Consider the following 20,552-nt stretch of genomic DNA (forward strand, 5'->3'; position numbering starts at 1 on the left):
AGTGAACTGTGCTCCTGGATCGGAGCGGTGTCATCAAACGCTGCGATAAGAGTGGATCAAGATAATCGGGGGCTGCACGTGCCTCGCAGTCCGCTGCGAGGATGCGACCCGCACCGCCCTTTTGCGATGCCTGCTCCCGCCAACCCTCGATCGCCCAGCTCGGGCGATCGAGGGCATGAAAGCGCCGGCCAAGCCGAAGAACGCCCTAGTCGTCGAGGCTTCCCAAGCTCATGTTGAGGATGGTGCCGGTCATTGCACTCGCCTGATCGGAGGCCATGAAAGCAGCCGCATTGGCCATCTCCGCAAGCGTCGTCAACCGGCGCGGGTGGGTCCTGCTTGCGATCAAATCGTGGAATTGATCCCAGGAAACTCCCCAGGCTTTGGCATGAAGACCGTAAACCTCCTTGATCGTGCCCGAGTCCGGCATGCCCAGGGGTCGAAGACCGACGACCCGAACGCCGTGACGCGCGAGTTCCGCGGAGAGATTCCGAGTGAGCGCTTCCACCGCGGCCATGGCTGGGCCGACCCCTCCCATCAACGGAATGCCGGTCCGCGAGGGCGTTGAGGTGACGGTCATGATCACCCCTGATTTCTTTTCGACCATCCTGCGAGCGGCCAGACGCGCGGTCAGCAGATACGATTTTGTGTAAGTCGCGATCGGCAAAGAGAACTGGTCGAGCGCGAGATCGATCAGGGAAACCCCCTGCAGCTTCGTGTTCGGGATGCCGACAGCGTTGAAGGAGATATCAATGCGGCCAGCTTCGTCGACGACCGACTGCAGATGCCCATTGATCGCGTCCTCTTTGAGAGCATCGACCTCCGCCGTTCGGACCGCCGCTCCATTAAAGGCAACTTCCTTTGCGACAGCTTCGACCGAAGCTCGGTTGCGCCCGGTGAGAAAGAGCCTGGCTCCTTCGCGCGCGAAAGCGCGCGCCACGGCGCCGCCGACCGCGCCTCCAGCTCCGTAGATCACTGCAACCTTGTCCTTCAGCATCATCTCTGGCTTCCCGCTCTGTTTTCTTGATCCCTCGTCATTCCGAGCGACCTCATGCGTAAGACCGAGATGGCAGGCAAAATTCATCGGTGCCGCACCATAATTTTTGGATGCGTTCTTTGGCGAAGACCGGTCCCGCCTAAGGCCCGAGATGCCGACCGCGCGCGGAAAGGACAAACGGGTTAATCTGAATGCCCTGGACAACAGCCGGTTTTCTGAAGATATCGAGCGGACTGATAGCCAACTTTGCCTCGCCAATAGGACAGTTCGGCGCGCTTGGCGTTCGGCGACGGCTAGACCAGAGTCTTGACCGTGCGGAGACATACATGCAGGAATCCACAATCGATCACGCTCGGTTTGCTGAAGTCGACTTGAACCTTCTGGTCGCGCTTGATGCCATCAATTCTGCCGGTAGCGTTACCAAAGCCGCAAACAGGCTCGGCATAAATCAATCATCTCTCAGCCATCAGTTGGGGCGATTGCGCGAGCTTTTCGGTGACGAGCTTTTCGTGCGAAACGGTATAGGCATGACCCCGACCCCACGCGGCGCCGCAATCGCGAAAGCTGCTTCGGAGATCCTGCGCCATATCGATCGAGATTTGCTCAGGGCGATCGCCTTCTCTCCTGCCGAGACTAGCCGGATCTTCAAGCTTGGCATACCGGACTATCTGGAGAGTGTATTCGTCCCGCCCCTGGCAAGGTTCTGCCTGGACGCCGCGCCCCATGCGCGTCTGGAACTTCATTCGCTCGATCACCAAAGAGCGACGGATATGTTGGACAGGGGCGAAATCGATGTCGCCGTCGGGAATGTTTCGGATGGGGGCCTTGTGCACAAACGCAAGGTCCTATTCGATGATAACTACGTTTGCCTGCACAGCCCGGCACTTCTCGAAAAGGTGCGGTCCATTACTCTCGAAGAATACTTCCAGCTTCCTCACGTAGCGGTCGATTTGAAGGAAAGCGCGTGCAGACTGGTCGACGATACGCTCGAACAGAAGAAACGAAGCCGGAGGATCGTGGTGTCCACCCCTCACGCTCACGCTATTCCGATATTACTCAAGTCTCTTACGGCGATCGCAACTGTTCCACGATTGTTCGCCGATAATGCAGCGAAAGCGCATGGCCTCGCGGTAAGCCGGCTACCGTTCGATGTTGCGCCCTTTCAAATTTCGATGGTGTGGCATGCCTCCAGTCACGTCGACCCAGGAATGATTTGGTTCCGGGGAGCAGTCGCTGACGTCACGCGATCTCTGCGGTAACTCCTGCCCCGAAAATCATCTGCAGAACGCTTCGGCTTCAATTGGCGCCACCCATGTTCGACTCCGAAGTTCGACGGCTATGGATCGCGCGGAGGACACGAACGATGTGCCGGCATCGCAATGCGGATTGATCAGATCAGATCCGGGGACCAGGGCTCGTCGAGAATGGAGTAGGATTCGCCCGATGCTCGGACCCGGGCAAAGCCAGGAAAGTTCAGATGCATACCCGCAATGAGGGGATTTTCGGCCGCCGCCATGGCCAATACCGCACGGCGCGTCACAGACGCGGCGGCGGAATCCACGTCGAAGGCGATCGTCACTGCCGGCCTTGGGACCTGAATGTTCGGGTAATGAACGATGTCACCCCAAATGAGAAGGGTCTGCGTACCTGAACTGATCCTGTAACCGCTGTGCCCCGGCGTGTGGCCAGGTAGATGCAAAAGAGTGATACCGGGCACGACGTCACCGTCGACGACGGTCCGCCGCCGATCTCCATAGGCAGCAAAGACGCTCCTAGTGTTCCGTCACTGACAGACGATTCACAAATCGGCGCGAACCTGCAAGTCTGCGCCGATGAGGAAGATCGAACAGATTGCGGTCGGCGCGACCGATCGTGAGCGACTGGAGCGGCTGGTCCGGGGCCGGAACACGCCGCAGAAGGTGGTTTGGAGAGCACGGATCGTGTTGCTGGCAAGCGATGGACTGACGGCGGAGGCGATTGCGGCGGCGGTTGGCAAGAGCCTGCTGACCGTGCGCCGCTGGCGTCAGCGCTACTTGGCGAAGGGCGTGGACGGGCTGCTGAAGGACGCGACCCGGCCATCGCGCGTCAAACCGTTGTCGCCCGAAAAGATCAAGCAGGTTGTGCACATGACGCTGCACGAGAAGCCGCCAAATGCGACCCATTGGAGCGTGCGCAGCATGGCGAAGGCGGTGGGCCTCTCCTACAGCAGCGTCCAGCGTATCTGGCATGCGCACGAACTGAAACCGCATCTCGTCGACACCTTCAAAGTCTCGCGCGACAGGAACTTCGCTGCCAAGGTGGAAGACGTGGTCGGGCTCTATCTCAATCCGCCGGACAAGGCGCTGGTCCTCTGCGTCGATGAAAAGAGCCAAATCCAGGCTCTCGATCGTACCCAGCCCGGTCTGCCCATGAAGAAGGGCCGCGCCGGCACCATGACCCACGACTACAAGCGCAACGGCACTACGACCTTGTTCGCGGCACTCAGCATGCTGGACGGCAAGGTGATCGGGACGTGCATGCCACGCCATCGGCATCGTGAGTTCCTTCGCTTTCTCAGGCTGATCGACCAGCAGACCCCGCCCGGCCTCGACCTGCATCTGGTCGTTGACAACTATGCGACCCACAAAACGCCGGCCGTAAAGCGTTGGCTCAAGGCGCATCCACGCTTCCATTTGCACTTCACTCCGACCTCGGCCTCTTGGCTCAACATGGTGGAGCGCTTCTTTGCCGAGATCACTCGAAACCGCATCCGCCGCGGCACCTTCGAGAATGTCGCCGAACTGAAAAGCGCGATCATGGAATACCTGGAAAACCACAATGCCGATCCAAAGCCCTTCATCTGGACCAAGTCCGCAGGCGAAATCCTCGAAAAAGTCGCCCGTGCGAAACAAGCGTTAGAGTCACAACACTAGCGAGATGAAAAAATGGCTGCACGGCGTCCGGCGCACGGCTCAAATTGCCATCGTCGCTCCAGAATTTATATTCCTCCTCGTGGAGGACGAGTTCTGCATTCGGAAACAGGACGGCCGAGGGCGACGCCCCGATTAAGCCTCCGACGTGATCGGGATGCGCATGCGTGAGAAACACGTGGTTTATCTGGTGCGGGTCAATGTTGGCTGCAGCAAGCGCGACCTGGAGCCGTCCGCCCCACCCATTGATGCCGCCGGCCCCGCCGTCTATGAGAATCGTCCTCCCGCCACCTTCGACGAGGTAAGCCGAGACGGTCATCGCCGATGAGCGTGGACGCCCTGCCGCGGCGATCATTTCTGCAGCTTCATCGGGTTTTATCCCGGTCAGCAAATCGAACGGAACATCGACGATACCATCCACAAGCGCGGTTACGATGTAATCGCCAATTTCTCTTCTGTTCAGGCCAGATGCCTGGACTTGCGCGAGCTTTGTCAAAGGATCTCCTCACGAGAGCTTTGGAGTTGGTGCCGAGGAGTTAGTGACAGTTGAGCTGCTCGATTTCAAATCGAGGCAATCAATTCAGAAAATCGAAATTCTGCATAAAGCTTCCGAACCCGCGAACATATGCCAGGGCATCAACACATTACCCCATGGTCGACCGCGAGAAATCCCGCGGGACATGAGAGCTCCTCGTGGGCGGGGGACAGGATAGCGATCTTCCGCCTCAACAGAGAGCAGTCGAATGAGAAACGCTCAGGCATTGCATGCGCTGATCGCCGAGACCAGGCAATGTAATGGGGAGCCCCTCGCCCCACATTTGGCGTGAGTGGGCGGAGGCTCCCCACCAGCCTCTTCCCGAACGGGGCGAGGCGCGCAGGAACGTCGGGGCTGCGAGCGTCCCTACTTCAACATTGTCGCAACGTTGTCCTTCGTCACAATGTCGAGACCGGTGTAGATGATCTCCGGCACCTTCTGACCCTTCTTGATTGCAAGAAGAGTATCCATCGATTTCTCGCCCATCTCGAACGGGCGCTGCCCGACCAGTGCATTGGCATAACCCTCGTTCAGAAGTTCGAGCTGCATCTTGAGCGTGTCGGCCACGACGAGCGTGAACTTGCCAGCATCCATGTCCTTCTTGCTCTTGCTGGCGAACGCCTTGAAGCCTTCCGGCGCAAACATTGGCCAGCCGCCAACCGGGATGATCGCCGCGAGGTCGGGAGTCGCGGTGCGCAGATCGGTCATCTGCTGCACGGCAAGCGCGGGGTCGTCATTGCAGAAAGTCGGCGAGCCCGGGACTTCGGTCCACTTCGAACCTTTAAGCGCTTCGCGGACGCCATTGACGCGCTCGGCCAAATTCTCCGCACCCGGGCCGCCGGACACCATCGCGTATTTGCCGCCATCGGGCCGGAGCTTGAGCAACTGCTTGCCAAGCGCGACGCCGAACTCCTTGTTGTTGGTGCCGATATAGGCAATCCGCTTCGAGCCCGGCGCGTCCGAGTCAAACGTGATGACGGGAATGCCGGCTGCCGTCGCCGCCTCGATCGACTTGGTCATCGCGGCGACGTCGGCGACCGAGATGGCCAACCCGTCCACCTTCTGGGTGATGAAATCCTGGATGATCTGCGCCTGCGTCGCCGGCTCGTGCTCGACAGGACCTTTATAGATGCATTCGATGTTGCCGAGCTCCTTGGCACGTTTCTGGCAGCCGTCGCGCGCGAAATCGAAGAACGGATTGTTCATGGCCTTGGGCACGATCACGAATTTGTAGGTCTCGGCGAGCGCCGGCGTCGCCATCATGGCGACAGTGATGCCGGCAAGAAAAAGTTTTCTCATAGCTTCCCTCCGCATTTTTGTGCCTATCCTTTTTGAAAACTGTGGCTCCGGGAGGCGGATAGGGATCATTTCGTCATCCTCCGGGAGGAACTCTCAAATCATGCGCGATCGGATGCGATCGACCAGCACCGCCACAATGATGATCACGCCCACCAGAGTCTGCTGCCAATAGGAGCTGACCTGCGCGAGCACGAGGCCGTTGCGGATCACCTCGAGCAGCACGCAGCCGACGATGGCCCCAAGCGGGCCGCCGACGCCACCGGCGAGATTGGCACCGCCGATGACGGCGGCCGCAATGACGTTCAGCTCATAGGACGTCGCCATGTTTGCCGGCGCCGATCCCAGCCAGCCGGAGATGATGATGCCCTGCAGACCCGCTGCGAGCGCACAGATCACATAGACGGCGATCTTCACCCGCACGACCGCAATTCCGGTCAGCGCGGCCGCCTTCTCGTTGCCGCCGAGGGCAAAGACGTGGCGGCCGAAACTGGTGTGATGCAGCACGACCGCCATCGCCACCGCGAGAACCAGCAGATAGATGAACGGCGCGGGCATGCCCAACACAACGCCCGATGTCAGCCCATAGAAATAGTTGGCGTCGGGCCCACCGGGAAAACTGCCGCGGCCGTTGCTGACGACGTAGCCCAGTCCGCGCACGATCGAGAGCATGCCGAGCGTCGTCACGAAAGGCGAGAGCCCAAGCACCGCGGTGCAGAATCCGTTGACAAGGCCGACGATCAGCGCGACGCCAAGCCCCGCCAGGACCGAGGCGAGCAGGATCAAACCGGGCACATTGGCAATCACGGTCTTGCCGTCCCCGGCCAAATGCACAAACCACTCCGCGCCAGGCAGGCCCGGGGTCGAGAGCTGCGTCATCACCATCGAGGTGATCATCGCGGAAAAGCACATCATCGAGCCGACCGAGAGATCGATGCCGCCGGTGATGATCACGAAGGTCACGCCGAGCGTGGCGATGGCGATAAAGGAAAAATTCTTCGCCACATTCTGCATATTGCCTTCGGTGAAGAAATACGGGCTGGCGAAGTTCATCACCACGAACAGCGCCACAAGCGCGAGCAGGACGTAACCGGTCTGCGAGGCAAAGATGCCGCTCTGCCACCATCTGGCCTTGCCGACATTGGTGAAGGTGATAGGAGATTCGATCGGCGTGGCCATCACGCGGCCTCCTTCGCTCCGGTAATGAGGGAGGTCACTTCCTCGGGGCTGGTGTCGCCGATCGCCTTGTCGGCGCGCTTCTCGCCGCGGCGCATGACGACGACGCGGTCGCACACCGCGAACACGTCGGGCATGCGATGCGAGATCAGCATTACGGCCACGCCCTGCTCCTTCAGGCGATGGATCAGGCCAAGAACCTGCTCGACCTGACGGACCGAGATCGCGGCCGTCGGCTCGTCCATCATCACGAGCTTAGCATTGGACAGCCGCGTCCGCGCGATCGCGACCGCCTGACGCTGGCCGCCCGACATCTGCTTGACGAGATCGTGCGGACGGGTCTCCGAGCGCAGCTCTCCGAACAGTTCCAGCGCACGCGCTGCCATCGCCTTGTGATCGAGAAACGCGAACGGACCAAATTTGCGCTTGAGCTCGCGGCCGAGAAAGACATTGGCTGCCGCCGTAAGATTGTCGGCGAGCGCGAGGTCCTGGTAGACGACCTCGATTCCGACCGCGCGTGCATCGATGGGGCGGGCAAAATGGACCGCGTTCCCGTCAAAGCGGATCTCGCCCTGACTCGGCGGGAAATTGCCGGCGATGATCTTGACGAGCGTCGACTTGCCGGCGCCGTTGTCTCCCATCAAGCCAACCACTTCGCCGGGCAAGATGCGCATGTCGACGCCGTGCAGCGCACGAATGGCGCCGAATTCCTTGCCGATGCCTCTCAGCTCCAGGACCGGCCTCCCGGTTGCGTGAGTGGTTACCATGAGTTGCCGCTGTCCATTCCGAGATACACGCCTTCCTCCCTTCCGGCCCGTTTTGCGGTGTGCGAACTGCGCCGCCCTTCCCGCAGAAGCCGCCTACGGCAGATTGTCCCGCATCACGATATCGATTCGAATTTTCTCCTGTTCGCTCAGGATCGGCTCCCCCCTCGCAAGCGCGAGCAGCACGCGCACGGCGGCGCGCGCCTCATGACCTGGATTTTGCGAGATCGCCGCAGCCATCACGCCCTGCAACAACAGCTTGCGCGTCAACACCGTCACGTCATGGCCGACGAACACCACCTGCTTCTCGCGGCCCTGCTCCACCAGCGCCTTGGCGACGCCGGCCGTTCCGGCGCCGACATTGTAGAGGCCGACAATGTCCGGGTGCCTGCCAAGCAAGCGCGTCATTAGCTGCTCCGAGCGCACATCGTCGTCGCGGCTCTCGAGGACGGGCAGCACATCGAGTCCGGAGAACTCGCCCCCCATCACCTGGTTGAAGCCGAAGATGCGCTCGGCATGGTCGCGCAAGCCTCGCGAGCCGGCGATGATCGCGACCTTTCCCTTGCGGACACCAACGAGCCGGCCGACCAGCGCGCCAGCGGTGCGGCCAGCCGCGATATTGTCGATCCCGACATAATGATGGCGGCGCGACGAGGGCACGTCGGAGACCAGGGTCACGACCTTGGTGCCGGCATCGACGAGATCGTTGATGGCCGCGCGAACGCTCGGATGATCCAATGCCACCACGGCGACGCCATCATAATCATCGGCGAGCGCGTCCAGCGAAGAGGCGAGAGCGGAGGCTTCAAAGACATCGGTCGCGACCGTCTCAATCGCGAGACGGCGGGCCGAGAGCCAGGCCGACATCTGGCCAAGGTAGGAGTGGATCTGTTGCATGAACAAATTCGGACCTGACGGCATCACGAAGGCAAAGCGCCGGGTCCGGCCGCGGGCGAGCTCCGCTGCCGCCACATGAGGCTGAAATGCGTTGCGCTCGATCGCCTCCCTGACGCGGCGAACGGTATCCGGCCGCACTCCGGGGCGATTGTGCAGCACGCGGTCGACGGTCGCCAGGCTGACACCGGCCTGCCGGGCGATGTCCTTTAGCGTGAGCACGGCAGGTACGTCCCTCTCCTTCATAGACGAAGGCTAGCAGAGGTCAATTGAGGTACGCAACTCATATTGAGGGGCAGATTGCCACTTTCGTGCTGCGGTTGCGCGAGCCGAGATGTGGCCACTGCTTGAGCGCCGTCGTGTAGGTCAGGCACGACGGCAATCTGGGCGGGGCAAGCAGTGGAGCGCCGCCGGTGAGAGCGGCGCTCCATAAAGATGCCACCGGCGCCGCCAGCGATCAGTCCGAGGTCCGGCCTTTATCTCGGTCTCGCGAGGTAACGAGGTTTCGACGGCAAGAGCTTCCGATGCCCACCATTGGTGAGCATAGAGCCGCAGCTAAGCTGCCAGAGCCTCCTCTATATGAGCCTCTATCCGGTTGCGTCCCTGCTGTTTCGATCGATAGAGCGCCGCGTCTGCGTTGCGAAGGATTGCATCGAGAGCCATAGAGGCGGCCGATTGACGGGCGATACCAATGCTGAGCGTTGGGTGGACCTTGAGAACGCCCCGCCCACTGACAGCTACTGAAAATGCCTGGCTGATATCCGCGGCCACTTCTGTGGCTTCATCCAGCGGAGCGTTGCCGAGAAGCACGACGAACTCATCGCCTCCTATTCGCGCAACAACATCTCGGGGCGGAAGGTGGATCTTGATCACATCCACGAGCACCCGAAGAAGCTCGTCGCCTGCCGCGTGACCATGCTTGTCGTTCAGCGACTTGAAATGATCCATGTCGATGAGCAATGCCGTCACCCGCGCCGTCCCAAGTTCGGCATAGGCGCGGGCCAGACCCGCACGGTTGAGCGCACCAGTCAGCGGATCGCTGTTCGCAAACGCGGTTAGCTGGTGGTGATTTCGCTCCGCCGCCATGAGCATCATGACCATGTTACGCAGCACGATGAACAGGACAGCGAACATCGCCAGCAAGCTGTGAGCACTGCTGCCGTCGAACAGCCGCTCTGCGCCGATTTCGCCCGTGGCCGCCAGCGGGGCCCGAGCAGCGAACATCAGAGCAGTCGGCAAATAAAGGCCTGCCAGAATCCACGCGGAATAAAGCCGTTCGCGCATGCCCAGGAGGACGCCTTCGCGCACAATGACTAGGTCGACCACGCAATAGATGACCGAACCGAAAATGATGCGGCCCCTGGTGTCCGACGCTCCATCAAGCACGAAAACGCATATGAGAATGCCCGCGAGGACTGAAAGCAAAACGTGCTGCAAGTGTGTCGGACGGTTCGCAAACACGCGAACGGCCGGCAGCATGCAGACGTAACCTGCCAATGTCGCGGAGTTGCCGAGATCGACTGAGATGAAATCCGGAGCGAGATCACGAAGCGCGATCGCGAACGTGCCGATACCGGTTAGAGCGTTTCACGTTTTGATGGAAGCGTATCCGGCGTTTTCGAAGTAGTTGCTGCATTCGTTGGGCTGGATGGTTGTGATGAGGCTGCCGATATGGCGGCAAATCTCGTCGATGGTGCGCTTCTGGGCGGCGCGCATCCAGTGCTTGATCTTGGCGAAGGCCTGTTCGATCGGATTGAGGTCGGGGGAGTATGGCGGCAGGTACCAGAGCCTTGCGCCGGCGGCTTTGATCAGGCGGCGCAGGACCGCCGACTTGTGGCTGCCGAGATTGTCCATGATGACGATGTCGCCGGGCTGAAGCTGCGGAACGAGAACCTGCTGGACATAGGCGCGGAAGCATTCGCCGTTGATTGGGCCGTCGAACAGGCACGGCGCGGTGAGGCGGTCGCAGCGCAAGGCGCCAAGGAATGTCAGCGTCCGCCAATGGCCATGTGGCGTGAAGCTCCGCACCCGCGCGCCTTTTGGCCCCCATCCGCGCAGTGGGGCCATGTTGGTCTTAATCCAGGTCTCGTCGATAAAGACCAGGCGTCGGGGATCGAGGTTGGCCTGCCATGAACGCCAGCGCTGGCGTCTACGCGCGACGTCTGAGCGAGCTCGCTCGAGGGCGAGCAGCGTTTTTTTTGAACCGCAGCCCTTCGCGACGCAGAAACAGCCAAACCGCATTGTGGGAAACCTTGATCCCGCGCGCCGCCAGTTCGTCCTTTAGGGCGTGAAGCGTCACATGCGGCGTCTGACTGATCCGTTCCTTGATGAAGGCGCGATGCGGCTCAAGGACGGGTTTGCGATGGCCCCCATCTTCCCGGGCGCTACCGAGCCGGTCGCGCGATAACGTTGCGACCACTTCACCACGGACGACACCGCAACGCCAAACCTCGCTGCGACCGAACGACAGCTCTCACCCTTCGCAACCGCCGCAACAACACGCTTACGCAGGTCATTGGAAATTGGTCGAACCATCGGATGCTGGCCTCCAGTCCCAGCCAGCATCTTGAATCACATTCGCCCCAAAACCGGAATCCCTCCCGATTCAATTAAGCTGTGAACCGCTCTAGGATATTGCCGAGGCCCCACCACAGCGGCCAGCGACCGAAACGCCCGATAAAATAGCTTGCGAGCTGAAGCGCCCCCAGCAACGCCAAGGTTAACGAAGCGACAACATAGATTGTTCTCAAATCGAGGACCATGAGCCTCGCGCCCCACGCCCCACGCCTTGGGAGCGGCATAAAGCAGGCCGGTTGTGATCCCCTTGAAGATATCCCTAAATTGCAAGGAATTTTCCTGTCGCGCGACCGAACATCGCGGCCGCACTTCTTCCGCTAAAACCGGAGGCGCTCACCGGCCCAGTCCTACCAAGGGGCGATGGTTCCCCGGATTTAACAGCAGCGACTACATGTCCACGGTCATCGACAGGAGATACGTGCGCGGTGCCCCGAGGAAGAACGTTCCGAATGAGGCCACGCTGGACCAGTAATCCGCACCGGTCACGTTCTGGACGTTTGCGCGGAAAACCGTCTTCCGGCCGTTGATCTGTGTCGTGTAGCGGGCGCCGAGATCAAGCCGCGTCCAATCCGGGATCGGCTGTGTGTTCGCTGTATCGACGAACTGCTTGCCCGTGTAGATGAGTGCCCCATTCAAAGTGAGCCCCGTCACCAAGGGAAGATCCCATTCGGCTCCGATATTGGCCTGCACGCTCGGAACGCCGATCGGCGTATTGCCGATGTTCGCCGCAATTGCAGTCTTCGTTAGGGTGCCATCCAGCAGCGAAAAGCCTCCCAGGATCCGAACATCGGCCATGAGTTCGCCGTAGACGTTGAACTCGAGCCCACGGACTTGCTGTTCGGCGGTCGCCGCGAAGCGCCCGGCGGACAGCTCGCCGCTCGCCTTCGAGATCTCGAAGGCGCTGAAGGTGGTTGCGACCCTGCCGAAGCCCACCTTGATGCCGACCTCGTACTGCTTGGCGATGTAGGGCGGGAGCACTTCGCCGAAATTGGAAGCAGCTTGGGGCGCTACATCGCCCCGGCTTAGGCCTTCGATGTAGTTCGCGTACAGAGAGACGTTGTCCCGGGGGCGGATGACGAGGCCGACCACGGGGGTAGTCGCGCTCTTGTCGTAGGACGAGGTCAGTGTTCCGACATTCGAGAGGTAGTTGTTGGCCTCGATGCCCTGGCGCCGCACACCCAACGTCAACAGGATGCGCTCATCGAGCACGGACAAGGTGTCGGCAATCGAGAGCCCGGTGAGATCACTGTCCGAGAGCCGAGGGCGACCGCTGATTTCGTTCGCGAACTGGGTTGGCGCCACGGTCGGATTATAGATGTTCGACGCGACAAGACTGCCATTGGTGAGCCGCCGGTAGAGAACGTCCTGATAAACCGAGGCCTGGAAGGCGACGGCATGGTGGACGAAACCAGTATCGAAGCCGGCACGGACGCCGCCATCGTATGTGCCTCGATCAACGGTCAGGCCGAAGAACTGGGGGGTCGAGGTCGTGTCGCCGCGTGTGTTGATGATCGTCGGAAGACCGAAGAATCGCTCGACGTCGGTCCGCGATCCGCCGATGTCGGCGAACAGCGTAACCTGATCGGTTACATCGTATTCGGTGCGCAACAAGGCAGACTGATCGTTGATGCGCGACCATTCCCAGGGTTGCGTCACGTTCAGCCGACCGTCCGGCGCCTTCGGCACTTGAAGGCCGGGAGCAATTAGGAAGGGACGCAAGGGAGCGTCGAACCGATCGGTCTGGGCGATGACGTAGAGCCAAGACCTGAACCGTTCGCCCTGATAGTCGAGGGCCAGCGATCCGACCCCCGTCGTTTCGGACTGACGGTCAATGGGCGTGTCGCCGCCGCGCAGGCTGCCGCTGGTGCGCACGCCCCATTCCTTGCCGTCACCATAACGCCTTCCAACATCCCAGTGACCGCCGAACCGAGCGGCCGAGCCATAATCCATGGTGAAGCGGGTCAAGTCCTCTCCCGCGCGCTTAGGTACAACGTTGATGACGCCGCCGACGCCGCCATTGGGTGCGATGCCCGACAGCGCGGCTGAGGGGCCCTTGAGCACTTCGATGCGCTCGACGTAGTCCGTGAAGATGCGGTAGTTCGGCGCGATCCCGTAAAGGCCGTCGAAGGCGAACTCACCGTTGTTGCCTTCGTTGACGGGGAAGCCGCGAATGTTGAACGATTCGACCATACCGCCCGTCGGGTGGGAGCTGCGCACGGAAGGATCCAGGATCAAGGCATCGGTAGCCGTCGCCGCCTGCTGATCCCGGATGAACTTGTCCGTGTAGCTTGTCACGTTGAACGGCGACTTCATGGTGTCGGTGTTTCCGAGCAGTCCCAGCCGCGCGCCCTGAGCGACCTGGCCGCCTGCAAAGGCGGGCACGACACCCGACCGCCACGGCTGCGATTGCACGGCGGCCGTTTCGACTTGCGGAGCGCCAGACACCGGGGCGCGGCGTGAAGCTGATCGGACCTGGGCGGCATTTCGTTTGGTCGGTGCACGGCGGACCGACTGTCGGGTCGGCGCATCGACAGTAACGGGTGGAAGGGAGATGCCGCCTTGCGACGTTTGGGATTGAGCGGGCGATTCGAACCACGCCAGCAACGCCACTCCACTCAGCAGTGTCGCACCGAAGCGACCTACCGCCCCACCCCCACCTGCAAGTCCCATTTCCAGAAAGACCCCATCAACAGCACGTCGCCGAACGTAAGATGGTCCTAGGCTCGGCCCGCAATGACTGCGGATCGGAGATCCGCTCTCCGCGTCCGAGCACGGCGACACTTATCGGCCTTGTGAATCAGCTCCCCTGCAGACTCGCGCTCCGGGGTGCTTGCCTGTGCCTTATCGGCTAACTCCGACCGCCAGCGATCTGCACCGCCTCTTTAGAGAGGCGCTATTGTGACAGCAACGCAAATGCGTGCGCTGCGACTTAGAATGTCTCAACCATCGAGGACTCGAATAGGCCGACACCGTATTCGGAAAAGATTCCAAAGATGGTTTTGAAGGATTCCAAATCAATGCTGTTGAAATTTTGCAGGAGCGACGGATGAGAGCGCTCTCGCCCGCCCCATGCTCCCTCTCAAGTTGGCTTTGATGACTATGCCGTGCTGATGGTCGAGTGGACGCAAACTCAGTCTACAAAATGATCATCATCATTCCTCTCGATCTGATTGACCGAAAGGGTACGTTGGGCGGGATCAGCATCAGATCTCCGGCCCTTCATGAGATGTTTCTTACCTTGCGAGTACAGTTCTGCTCGCCATTTGGTGATCGATGTTATCTGCTCAAACTCTGTCCAAACGAACAGGCGCGCAATCAGCTTCCGCGTCGCCCCTGTATTCTGAGCAACGGCGTGCGGATCTGAAATACACCCGCGGTGCTTCTGCTTAGTTCTGTTCCCGATTGTCGTTCCTCTTTAATCGCATGGAGATCCTCGGTGACCACGCTCAAGCTCTTGTCGATTGGCCTCGTTATTGCGGCCCTCGCAAGCTCTCTTACGGCTCGAGAGGGCCAGGCAAAGTCGCGACATGTTAAGAAGGCCCACGCGGCGTCGGCCTCAAATTGCGCGCGGGCTCCGGACGTTGGCGCATTCGCCACTCGGCCCTGGAGCAAGCCTCCGTGCGAGCCCAGTACTACGGCCCATTGATCAGTCCGCACCAGCCATCGGTCCGGCAACGCATCGCGGCTGCCTGGCCGACGGTTAGATTCCAAGCCAATTGAGATCGATGCCGATCACTGCGTCGAGTCTTCTTGTCCTGTCATTCGCAAGCCAGTAGCAGGAGTTTTCCCATGCGTCTTTCGACCGTCCTTGCCGCTACCGCTATGACTATGCTCGCTGCGTCCTTCCGAGCCAGTCCGGCGCAACAGCCGAGTGAGCGCGTGCAGGTCGGGCTGCTTGAATGCCGCGGCGGGGCCAGTGTCGGCTTCATCATTGGATCGGAAACTAATCTGGGATGCGTGCTGCACGTCGACGGCATGCCTGAAGGCCATTACATCGCCGTCATCAAAAAGGTTGGTCTCGATATCGGCCTCACCGAGGAGACCAAGCTCGCCTGGAATGTTTTTGCGCCGACAGCGCGACTTGGACCGGGCGACCTCGCCGGCAACTACGCCGGTGTCGACGGTAGTGCGGTGGTCGGCATCGGCGTGGGCGGCAATGTCTTGCTCGGCGGTTCAAACAATTCCATCGCACTGCAGCCGGTGAGTGTAGAGGATGCCGTCGGCTTAAGCGTAGCTGCAGGCCTGGAAAGCCTTGAGCTTCGGCCCGGAAGGTAGCCGGCGCGCTGGAGCGAGGCTGGCGTGCAAAGCGTAGCGCGGGGAGCGCTGGATAGCGTGGAGCAATACTGAAGTGCTCCACGCCAATGGCTTACAAGCCGCCTGCCCCGATCAGGAATCGAGGTCTCGCCCTCTTGTTTCCGGCATGAAGCAAACTGCAACGAAGAACGCCAAGCCGGAAACTACGACCGGGTACCACAGCCCATAATACAGACTGCCCGTAAATACGTTCATCGCCGAAACGACGAATGAGAGCATCCCGCCTACCCAGCCCGCGCCGATGTGAAAAGGAAACGACAGTGATGTGTAGCGAATGCGCGCTGGAAAGAGCTCGACCATGAAGGCGGCCATAGGCCCGTACACCATGGCGAGATAAAGCACGAGCACGAACAGCAGCCCGAACACAGCAGGCCGATTGATGCGGGAAAGGTCCGCCACCTGAGGCCATCCGGCAGACACCAGGGCCTGCTTGAGCGCATCGGGATTGAAGCCCTCAACGACCCGGCCCGAAATGCGGGTCGTCGTTGGTTGCCCTTGGGCCGCCTCTGTCGATCGATACTGAACACCGAGGTCGGTCAGGTAGCCCGTCACCTTGTCGCATTCCGTGGTCGCTTCGGCAAACAGGCGGAAATGACAATCACGGGCGCTGACCACGATGTCGGTGCTCTCGAGGAAACGCTCGAGCGCCGGATTGGCGTAGTGGGTCAACCCCTTGAAGATTGGCTGGATCGTTACCGTCGCGAGCAGGCACGCCGCAATCATGATCGGCTTGCGGCCGATCCGATCCGAGAGCCAGCCGAAGCCAATATAGAGCGGGGTGACGACCACCAGCGCAAGGCCGATCAGCAATTGCACTTCCTCGATCGGCACTTTCAGGGTCTTGTTGAGGAAGAACATCGAATAAAAGTGACCGGTGCCGAAAATCGCCCCCAGGCCAGCCGCGATAATGAAGAGAAGCACGATACATTTAAGGTTCGTGGCGTGCGCAAAGCTCTCGACGACCGGAGCCTTCGACGTCGTCCCGGCGGCCTTCATTTTCCGGAATGTCGGCGACTCCTGCAGCTTGGCTCGGAAATAGACCGAGATGATCAGCATCAACAGCGAGAAAAGGAACGGCATCCGCCAGCCCCATTCCCTAAACTGCACATCGGAGAGAACGACCTTCAGGAAATATACGACGATGATGGAGCTCAGCAGCCCCAACGTGGCCGTGGTCTGGAGCGAACTCGTATAGGCGCCCCGCCGGTCGACCGGCGAATGCTCCGCAACGTAGGTCACGGCGCCGCCGACTTCGCCGCCCAGCGCAAGCCCCTGCAGGAGGCGAAGGGTGACGAGGCCGTAGGTTGCGGCGATCCCGATCTGATCGTAGGTCGGAAGCGCCCCCACACCAACCGTGGCGATGCCCATCAGAAGGATGGTCACCAGAAACGTCTTCTTCCGGCCGACCATGTCTCCCAGTCGCCCAAACACGAGGGCGCCGATCGGCCGGACCAGGAAGCCGGCACCGAACGTCGCAAGGCTCGCGAGGAATGCAGCGGTCTCGTTGCCCTTAGGAAAGAACAGATTTCCGAGCTGGACCGCGAGCGCGGCGTAAATATAGAAATCGTACCATTCCAGTAGCGCACCGAAAGACGACGCCAGAACAACCTTCCTCTCTTCGGCGGTCATCGCCGATCCGCTGCGCGTCACGCTGATCTGCTGAAGCATCTCCGTCATACAGTCCCTCCCACCATCATTTCCCTTTTGTCATTTACCCATGAGGTCTCCGCCGCTCCTTACGGGCGATTGCGGCCGTTCCTAACCTGTCGCGGTTCCCGCCCCCGTGATGCGCTCCAATGCCTCATCGAGATCCATGACAGACGCACACTTCTGCGCCATGTCGAACAGGTTTGCTTCGTGGGGTCCGATTGCGCGGTCACCGACGCAATCCCTGACAACCAGCGGCCGAAAGCCCAGCGACATGGCGTCAACGACGCTGGCGCGGACGCAACCGCTGGTCACGCAACCCGCGACCAGGAGCGTGCGAACACCTTTCTGCGTCAGCCAGGGCCCCAGCGGCGTCGCAAAAAACGCCGACGGAACGGTCTTGCGTACGACCAGCTCGCCGCTTGCCGGCGCAAGTTGCGGAACGATCGCGCTGTTCGGAGTGTGCTCCTTCAACGCGAGCAGTCCCGGCACCTTCATCGCGAACACGTTGGCGTCGCTGTCGTCATCGGCAAAGACAATCCGTGAATGCGCGACAGGCCATTTTCGCTGGCGCGCCTCGCCCAGCAGCCCCATCGTTCTCTCCATGGCGGCGGCGATGTTGCCGCCGCCGAATACGGCAGGATCGAGAAATCCGTTGACGAAATCGATGATCAGCAGCCCAAACGGGCCGCTGAGATCGAGATCCTTGCCGAACCCCTGTCGTCGATAGGTCTGCGTCTCGTCGATCATTCCGCGGCCTCTCTAACGGGGCCACCGTCCAGCACCCTGCCCTTGCGAACGACTTCCTCGCCGTCGAGCGCGATCGTACAGTTGCGCATCGGAATATCGATGTGGCACGCCGTGGTTCGGCTGCCGCCGGCTTCGTTGTTCGGACCAAACGAGAACAGGAAGTTGCCCTCGAACGCGCGTGCGTCCATGCCGATCGTCGCCTCGCGATCATAGAGGCCAAGCGTCGACCACTTCGCGCGCGGCTGCAGCCCCCAACCGATATGCGACATCGCATAGGCGTCCGGATCGTTGTATGAGGCCATGTACTCGCTGAGAATTTCGGCATCGACGCCGCCGTCGATCGACGTCACGAAGCCCTTTTCGATCTTGAAGTGAATGCGATCGTGAATGTAGGACTTCATCGGGAGGAGGATGTCGCCCCTCTCCATCACGATCGTTCCTTCGGCCTCCCCTTCGTTCGCCCAGGTCAGGGCGAACCCACTGGGCCAATGGTCCCAGCGTCCGGGCTCGTCGACGAACCCGTATTCGCTGATTGCCGGAAATTGGCCGAGCTTGAAGCGGACGTCAGTTCCGGCAGGAGACGTGACGTGCATCTCCTTCGCCTTGCCGAGCTTGGCGCTCGCCGCCATCACGCGCGCTCGGTCCGCCAGCGTCGGCACCATGCGAACCAGGACCTCTGGAGGCTCGACCGCGAGCAGGATCTTGGTGCCGGCTTTCAGAATCTCGTGCTGCTCCGGGGAGAACAGAAGGGTCATGAGGTCGAGAACGAGATCGCTCTCCTTCAGCGACGCAATTGCCGCACGATTGCCTGTCAACGGCGTGGTGCCGAGATAGGCTAGCGAGTCGCGGCTGAGCGCCTTGTCTCCATTCACCGGAAGCAAGTCGAGGCGGTTGACGATCGCGCCCATCGATGCAGCGGCGACGATCGCGGTCGAGAGAGTCTGCGGATGGGTCGAGGCGCTCGTCAGCACCGTGACGAGCTGCCCCGCTTGCAGCTTGGAAAGCGTGAGAACCTGCTTCCAGGCCTGTATCAGATCGTGATCACTGACCGACATGTTCGTTCTCCTTGCTGGTCCATGTTTCTAGGCATCCAACCGCGTACCGAGGAAATCTTCGAAAGCGGCGTAGAACCCCTCCTCGTCATCCCACGGGATCATGTGACCCGCGGCCGCTACCCGCGTAAACGTGATCGACGGAAGCAGCGATCGAATCTCAACGACATCCTCTTTGCGGATCACGTCGCCGCGGCCGGCAGCGATCAAATGCACCGGGACGTTGATTGATCGAAGATCTGCGTGGATATCGTCGCTGTGAAAGCCATCGAAGCTCGCGCAGACCGCGCGTTCATCGCAGGTATGCAGCCATTCCGCTCGGAGCCGAAGCTGATCATCCGTCCAAGTCGGACAGAACGCGCGCATCCCATCTGCATCACATCCTTGCGCAGCGAGCCGGATGGAATCTACGTACCAGTCCAATTTCGCTGGATAAGCCCTTCGCCCTGGTCCCGAGACCGGCGGGTCCACGAGAGCAAGCCGCGCCAGACCTGCCGGGCGAGCGCTCGCGGCCCGGATAGAGATCCGCGCGCCCATGGAGTGTCCGACCACGGAATAGCGCTCCAGTCCCAGGGCCGCCGCGAGGCCAACCAGATCGGCGGCCTGGGCATCAAGGCTATAATCGAGCAACGCTCCGCTCTGCGAGAGGCCGCGGCCGCGGATGTCCAGGATGTAGGTCTCGAAGTGCCGACCGAACCGCTCGCCAACGAAGCCCCATGTAATCGCGGGGCTTGTAATTCCCGGCAACACGATCACTGCGTCGCGGTCCGGCCGGTGCTGCCCGTAGCGCAAATAGTGCTGCCTGATCCCGTTGGCGTGGATGTTTGCGCCGTACTGGAAAGTGCTCATGCGTGAACGCTCGCGGCGCGAGGCGCGATGGCCTGATCGTCGAAGGCGCCCGACAGTAGCGCGCCTGCACCGGGCACCCTGGTGCTGAGGTTCAGGGCCCTGAGCATGGCGTAGGTCGTGGCGACCGCCGCCGTGATCACGGGCTTTCCGGTCCGCGCCTCGACCTCGGCGATCGATGGTAACGACGGCATTTGCACGCATGCCGACAAAACAACGGCATCTGCGTCCTTCACGTTCATTGCTGCGACGATCCCGGGGAGCCTCGCCGGATCATGACGTCCCACCTGGATGTTGTCGGGGATCTCGAGCGCCCGGGAGTCGGTGACCTTGACCCCTTCCTGCTCGATGTAATCAATGACGAGCTGCGTCAGCGGCTTCATGTATGGCGCGACGACGGCTACACGTTTCGCTTTAATGACATGCAGAGCGTCGACCAGGGCTCCCGCACTGGTCACGACTGGCGCTGGCGCGCCGTTTTCAACCGTACGGCCATGAAGCCGCTCCTGCGAGATGCGGTGATAGGATTTTCCAATGCTCATGATGGCGACAAGGCAGGCATAGCCCAGCACGTCGACGCGTGCGTCTGACAGCTCAATCGCGCAGCGATCGGACTCGCTGTCCATCGCCGCCAACTCCTCCTTCTTTACGGTCTTCATCCGCATCCGGCTGGAATGGAATGTGAAGCGCGTGCCATGCACGAGCGCGTGCGCACCGAGCATCGCCGGGATTTCGGTCTCCATCGTAGTATTCGAGCTCGGCACGATCTGACCGATACGAAAGACTCTCTGCATTGTC

At 60.9% G+C, this 20,552-nt stretch carries 17 protein-coding genes and 1 pseudogene; 3 read left to right on the forward strand and 15 right to left on the reverse strand.

Annotation, left to right across the window (positions count from 1 at the left end; genetic code table 11):
* Window positions 1–205: 205 nt before the first annotated feature.
* The gene (locus P6U23_RS22335) at window positions 206–997 is read right to left on the reverse strand and encodes an SDR family NAD(P)-dependent oxidoreductase (protein ID WP_407174749.1); all 792 of its coding nucleotides are present in this window, start codon (window positions 995–997) and stop codon (window positions 206–208) included.
* Between the two features lie 323 nt (window positions 998–1,320).
* On the opposite strand from P6U23_RS22335, the gene P6U23_RS22340 reads away from it, so the two are divergent.
* Window positions 1,321–2,253, forward strand: coding sequence for a LysR family transcriptional regulator (locus tag P6U23_RS22340; RefSeq protein ID WP_407174750.1), 933 nt, complete (start codon window positions 1,321–1,323; stop codon window positions 2,251–2,253).
* Between the two features lie 131 nt (window positions 2,254–2,384).
* On the opposite strand, the gene P6U23_RS22345 is transcribed toward P6U23_RS22340, so the two are convergent.
* Window positions 2,385–2,711, reverse strand: coding sequence for an MBL fold metallo-hydrolase (locus P6U23_RS22345; protein ID WP_407174751.1), 327 nt, complete (start codon window positions 2,709–2,711; stop codon window positions 2,385–2,387).
* Window positions 2,712–2,826: 115 nt separating this feature from the next.
* Here P6U23_RS22345 and P6U23_RS22350 point away from each other — a divergent pair, with 115 nt between their 5' ends.
* Window positions 2,827–3,906, forward strand: coding sequence for an IS630 family transposase (locus P6U23_RS22350; RefSeq protein ID WP_407174502.1), 1,080 nt, complete (start codon window positions 2,827–2,829; stop codon window positions 3,904–3,906).
* On the opposite strand, the gene P6U23_RS22355 is transcribed toward P6U23_RS22350, so the two are convergent.
* The 8 genes and pseudogenes from P6U23_RS22355 to P6U23_RS22390 all read right to left on the reverse strand — a co-directional run bounded on the left by P6U23_RS22355 (window position 3,830) and on the right by P6U23_RS22390 (window position 13,815).
* Window positions 3,830–4,399, reverse strand: a complete 570-nt coding sequence (locus tag P6U23_RS22355) for an MBL fold metallo-hydrolase (RefSeq protein ID WP_407174752.1) — start codon at window positions 4,397–4,399, stop codon at window positions 3,830–3,832. The genes P6U23_RS22350 and P6U23_RS22355 overlap by 77 nt on opposite strands.
* Window positions 4,400–4,804: 405 nt before the next feature.
* Complete coding sequence (locus P6U23_RS22360; RefSeq protein ID WP_407174753.1) at window positions 4,805–5,737, reverse strand: sugar-binding protein; 933 nt, start codon at window positions 5,735–5,737, stop codon at window positions 4,805–4,807.
* Between the two features lie 93 nt (window positions 5,738–5,830).
* Window positions 5,831–6,913, reverse strand: coding sequence for an ABC transporter permease (locus P6U23_RS22365; protein ID WP_407174754.1), 1,083 nt, complete (start codon window positions 6,911–6,913; stop codon window positions 5,831–5,833).
* Window positions 6,913–7,677: an ATP-binding cassette domain-containing protein gene (locus tag P6U23_RS22370; RefSeq protein WP_407174755.1), complete on the reverse strand. Its 765-nt coding sequence runs from the start codon at window positions 7,675–7,677 to the stop codon at window positions 6,913–6,915. The genes P6U23_RS22365 and P6U23_RS22370 overlap by 1 nt, the downstream gene beginning before the upstream one ends.
* A gap of 93 nt (window positions 7,678–7,770) precedes the next feature.
* Window positions 7,771–8,814, reverse strand: coding sequence for a LacI family DNA-binding transcriptional regulator (locus P6U23_RS22375; RefSeq protein ID WP_407174756.1), 1,044 nt, complete (start codon window positions 8,812–8,814; stop codon window positions 7,771–7,773).
* A 309-nt stretch (window positions 8,815–9,123) separates the two neighbouring features.
* Window positions 9,124–10,047, reverse strand: a complete 924-nt coding sequence (locus P6U23_RS22380; protein WP_407174757.1) for a GGDEF domain-containing protein — start codon at window positions 10,045–10,047, stop codon at window positions 9,124–9,126.
* Between the two features lie 108 nt (window positions 10,048–10,155).
* Window positions 10,156–11,103 (reverse strand): annotated as a pseudogene (locus P6U23_RS22385) (IS630 family transposase).
* Window positions 11,104–11,532: 429 nt separating this feature from the next.
* Entirely contained in the window at window positions 11,533–13,815 is a 2,283-nt protein-coding gene (locus tag P6U23_RS22390) for a TonB-dependent receptor (RefSeq protein ID WP_407174758.1), read from the reverse strand.
* 1,119 nt (window positions 13,816–14,934) lie between these two features.
* On the opposite strand from P6U23_RS22390, the gene P6U23_RS22395 reads away from it, so the two are divergent.
* On the forward strand, window positions 14,935–15,420 hold the full coding sequence (locus P6U23_RS22395; RefSeq protein WP_407174759.1) for a DUF992 domain-containing protein: 486 nt from the start codon (window positions 14,935–14,937) through the stop codon (window positions 15,418–15,420).
* 111 nt (window positions 15,421–15,531) lie between these two features.
* On the opposite strand, the gene P6U23_RS22400 is transcribed toward P6U23_RS22395, so the two are convergent.
* From P6U23_RS22400 to P6U23_RS22420, 5 genes are all read right to left on the reverse strand, one after another.
* Window positions 15,532–17,136 carry an MFS transporter gene (locus P6U23_RS22400; protein ID WP_407174760.1) on the reverse strand — a complete coding sequence of 535 codons (1,605 nt, stop codon included), beginning with the start codon at window positions 17,134–17,136 and terminating at the stop codon, window positions 15,532–15,534.
* A gap of 81 nt (window positions 17,137–17,217) precedes the next feature.
* Window positions 17,218–17,856, reverse strand: coding sequence for an isochorismatase family protein (locus P6U23_RS22405; protein ID WP_407174761.1), 639 nt, complete (start codon window positions 17,854–17,856; stop codon window positions 17,218–17,220).
* The gene (locus P6U23_RS22410) at window positions 17,853–18,911 is read right to left on the reverse strand and encodes a 2,5-dihydroxypyridine 5,6-dioxygenase (protein WP_407174762.1); all 1,059 of its coding nucleotides are present in this window, start codon (window positions 18,909–18,911) and stop codon (window positions 17,853–17,855) included. Before P6U23_RS22410 ends, P6U23_RS22405 begins: the two co-directional genes overlap by 4 nt.
* A 27-nt stretch (window positions 18,912–18,938) precedes the next feature.
* Window positions 18,939–19,757, reverse strand: coding sequence for an alpha/beta fold hydrolase (locus P6U23_RS22415; RefSeq protein WP_407174763.1), 819 nt, complete (start codon window positions 19,755–19,757; stop codon window positions 18,939–18,941).
* Window positions 19,754–20,548, reverse strand: coding sequence for an Asp/Glu racemase (locus tag P6U23_RS22420; RefSeq protein ID WP_407174764.1), 795 nt, complete (start codon window positions 20,546–20,548; stop codon window positions 19,754–19,756). Before P6U23_RS22420 ends, P6U23_RS22415 begins: the two co-directional genes overlap by 4 nt.
* Window positions 20,549–20,552: the final 4 nt, after the last annotated feature.

Source organism: Bradyrhizobium sp. STM 3562, assembly GCF_045571435.1.
Classification (GTDB): Bacteria; Pseudomonadota; Alphaproteobacteria; order Rhizobiales; family Xanthobacteraceae; genus Bradyrhizobium.

What these genes read in the sequence shown, in the direction of transcription:
- P6U23_RS22335 (WP_407174749.1), bottom strand. Translation starts at nt 997, where the DNA reads ATGATGCTGAAGGACAAGGTTGCAGTGATCTACGGAGCTGGAGGCGCG.
- P6U23_RS22340 (WP_407174750.1), top strand. Translation starts at nt 1,321, where the DNA reads ATGCAGGAATCCACAATCGATCACGCTCGGTTTGCTGAAGTCGACTTG.
- P6U23_RS22350 (WP_407174502.1), top strand. Translation starts at nt 2,827, where the DNA reads ATGAGGAAGATCGAACAGATTGCGGTCGGCGCGACCGATCGTGAGCGA.
- P6U23_RS22360 (WP_407174753.1), bottom strand. Translation starts at nt 5,737, where the DNA reads ATGAGAAAACTTTTTCTTGCCGGCATCACTGTCGCCATGATGGCGACG.
- P6U23_RS22365 (WP_407174754.1), bottom strand. Translation starts at nt 6,913, where the DNA reads ATGGCCACGCCGATCGAATCTCCTATCACCTTCACCAATGTCGGCAAG.
- P6U23_RS22370 (WP_407174755.1), bottom strand. Translation starts at nt 7,677, where the DNA reads ATGGTAACCACTCACGCAACCGGGAGGCCGGTCCTGGAGCTGAGAGGC.
- P6U23_RS22375 (WP_407174756.1), bottom strand. Translation starts at nt 8,814, where the DNA reads ATGAAGGAGAGGGACGTACCTGCCGTGCTCACGCTAAAGGACATCGCC.
- P6U23_RS22380 (WP_407174757.1), bottom strand. Translation starts at nt 10,047, where the DNA reads ATGCTGCCGGCCGTTCGCGTGTTTGCGAACCGTCCGACACACTTGCAG.
- P6U23_RS22390 (WP_407174758.1), bottom strand. Translation starts at nt 13,815, where the DNA reads ATGGGACTTGCAGGTGGGGGTGGGGCGGTAGGTCGCTTCGGTGCGACA.
- P6U23_RS22395 (WP_407174759.1), top strand. Translation starts at nt 14,935, where the DNA reads ATGCGTCTTTCGACCGTCCTTGCCGCTACCGCTATGACTATGCTCGCT.
- P6U23_RS22400 (WP_407174760.1), bottom strand. Translation starts at nt 17,136, where the DNA reads ATGACGGAGATGCTTCAGCAGATCAGCGTGACGCGCAGCGGATCGGCG.
- P6U23_RS22405 (WP_407174761.1), bottom strand. Translation starts at nt 17,856, where the DNA reads ATGATCGACGAGACGCAGACCTATCGACGACAGGGGTTCGGCAAGGAT.
- P6U23_RS22410 (WP_407174762.1), bottom strand. Translation starts at nt 18,911, where the DNA reads ATGTCGGTCAGTGATCACGATCTGATACAGGCCTGGAAGCAGGTTCTC.
- P6U23_RS22415 (WP_407174763.1), bottom strand. Translation starts at nt 19,757, where the DNA reads ATGAGCACTTTCCAGTACGGCGCAAACATCCACGCCAACGGGATCAGG.
- P6U23_RS22420 (WP_407174764.1), bottom strand. Translation starts at nt 20,548, where the DNA reads ATGCAGAGAGTCTTTCGTATCGGTCAGATCGTGCCGAGCTCGAATACT.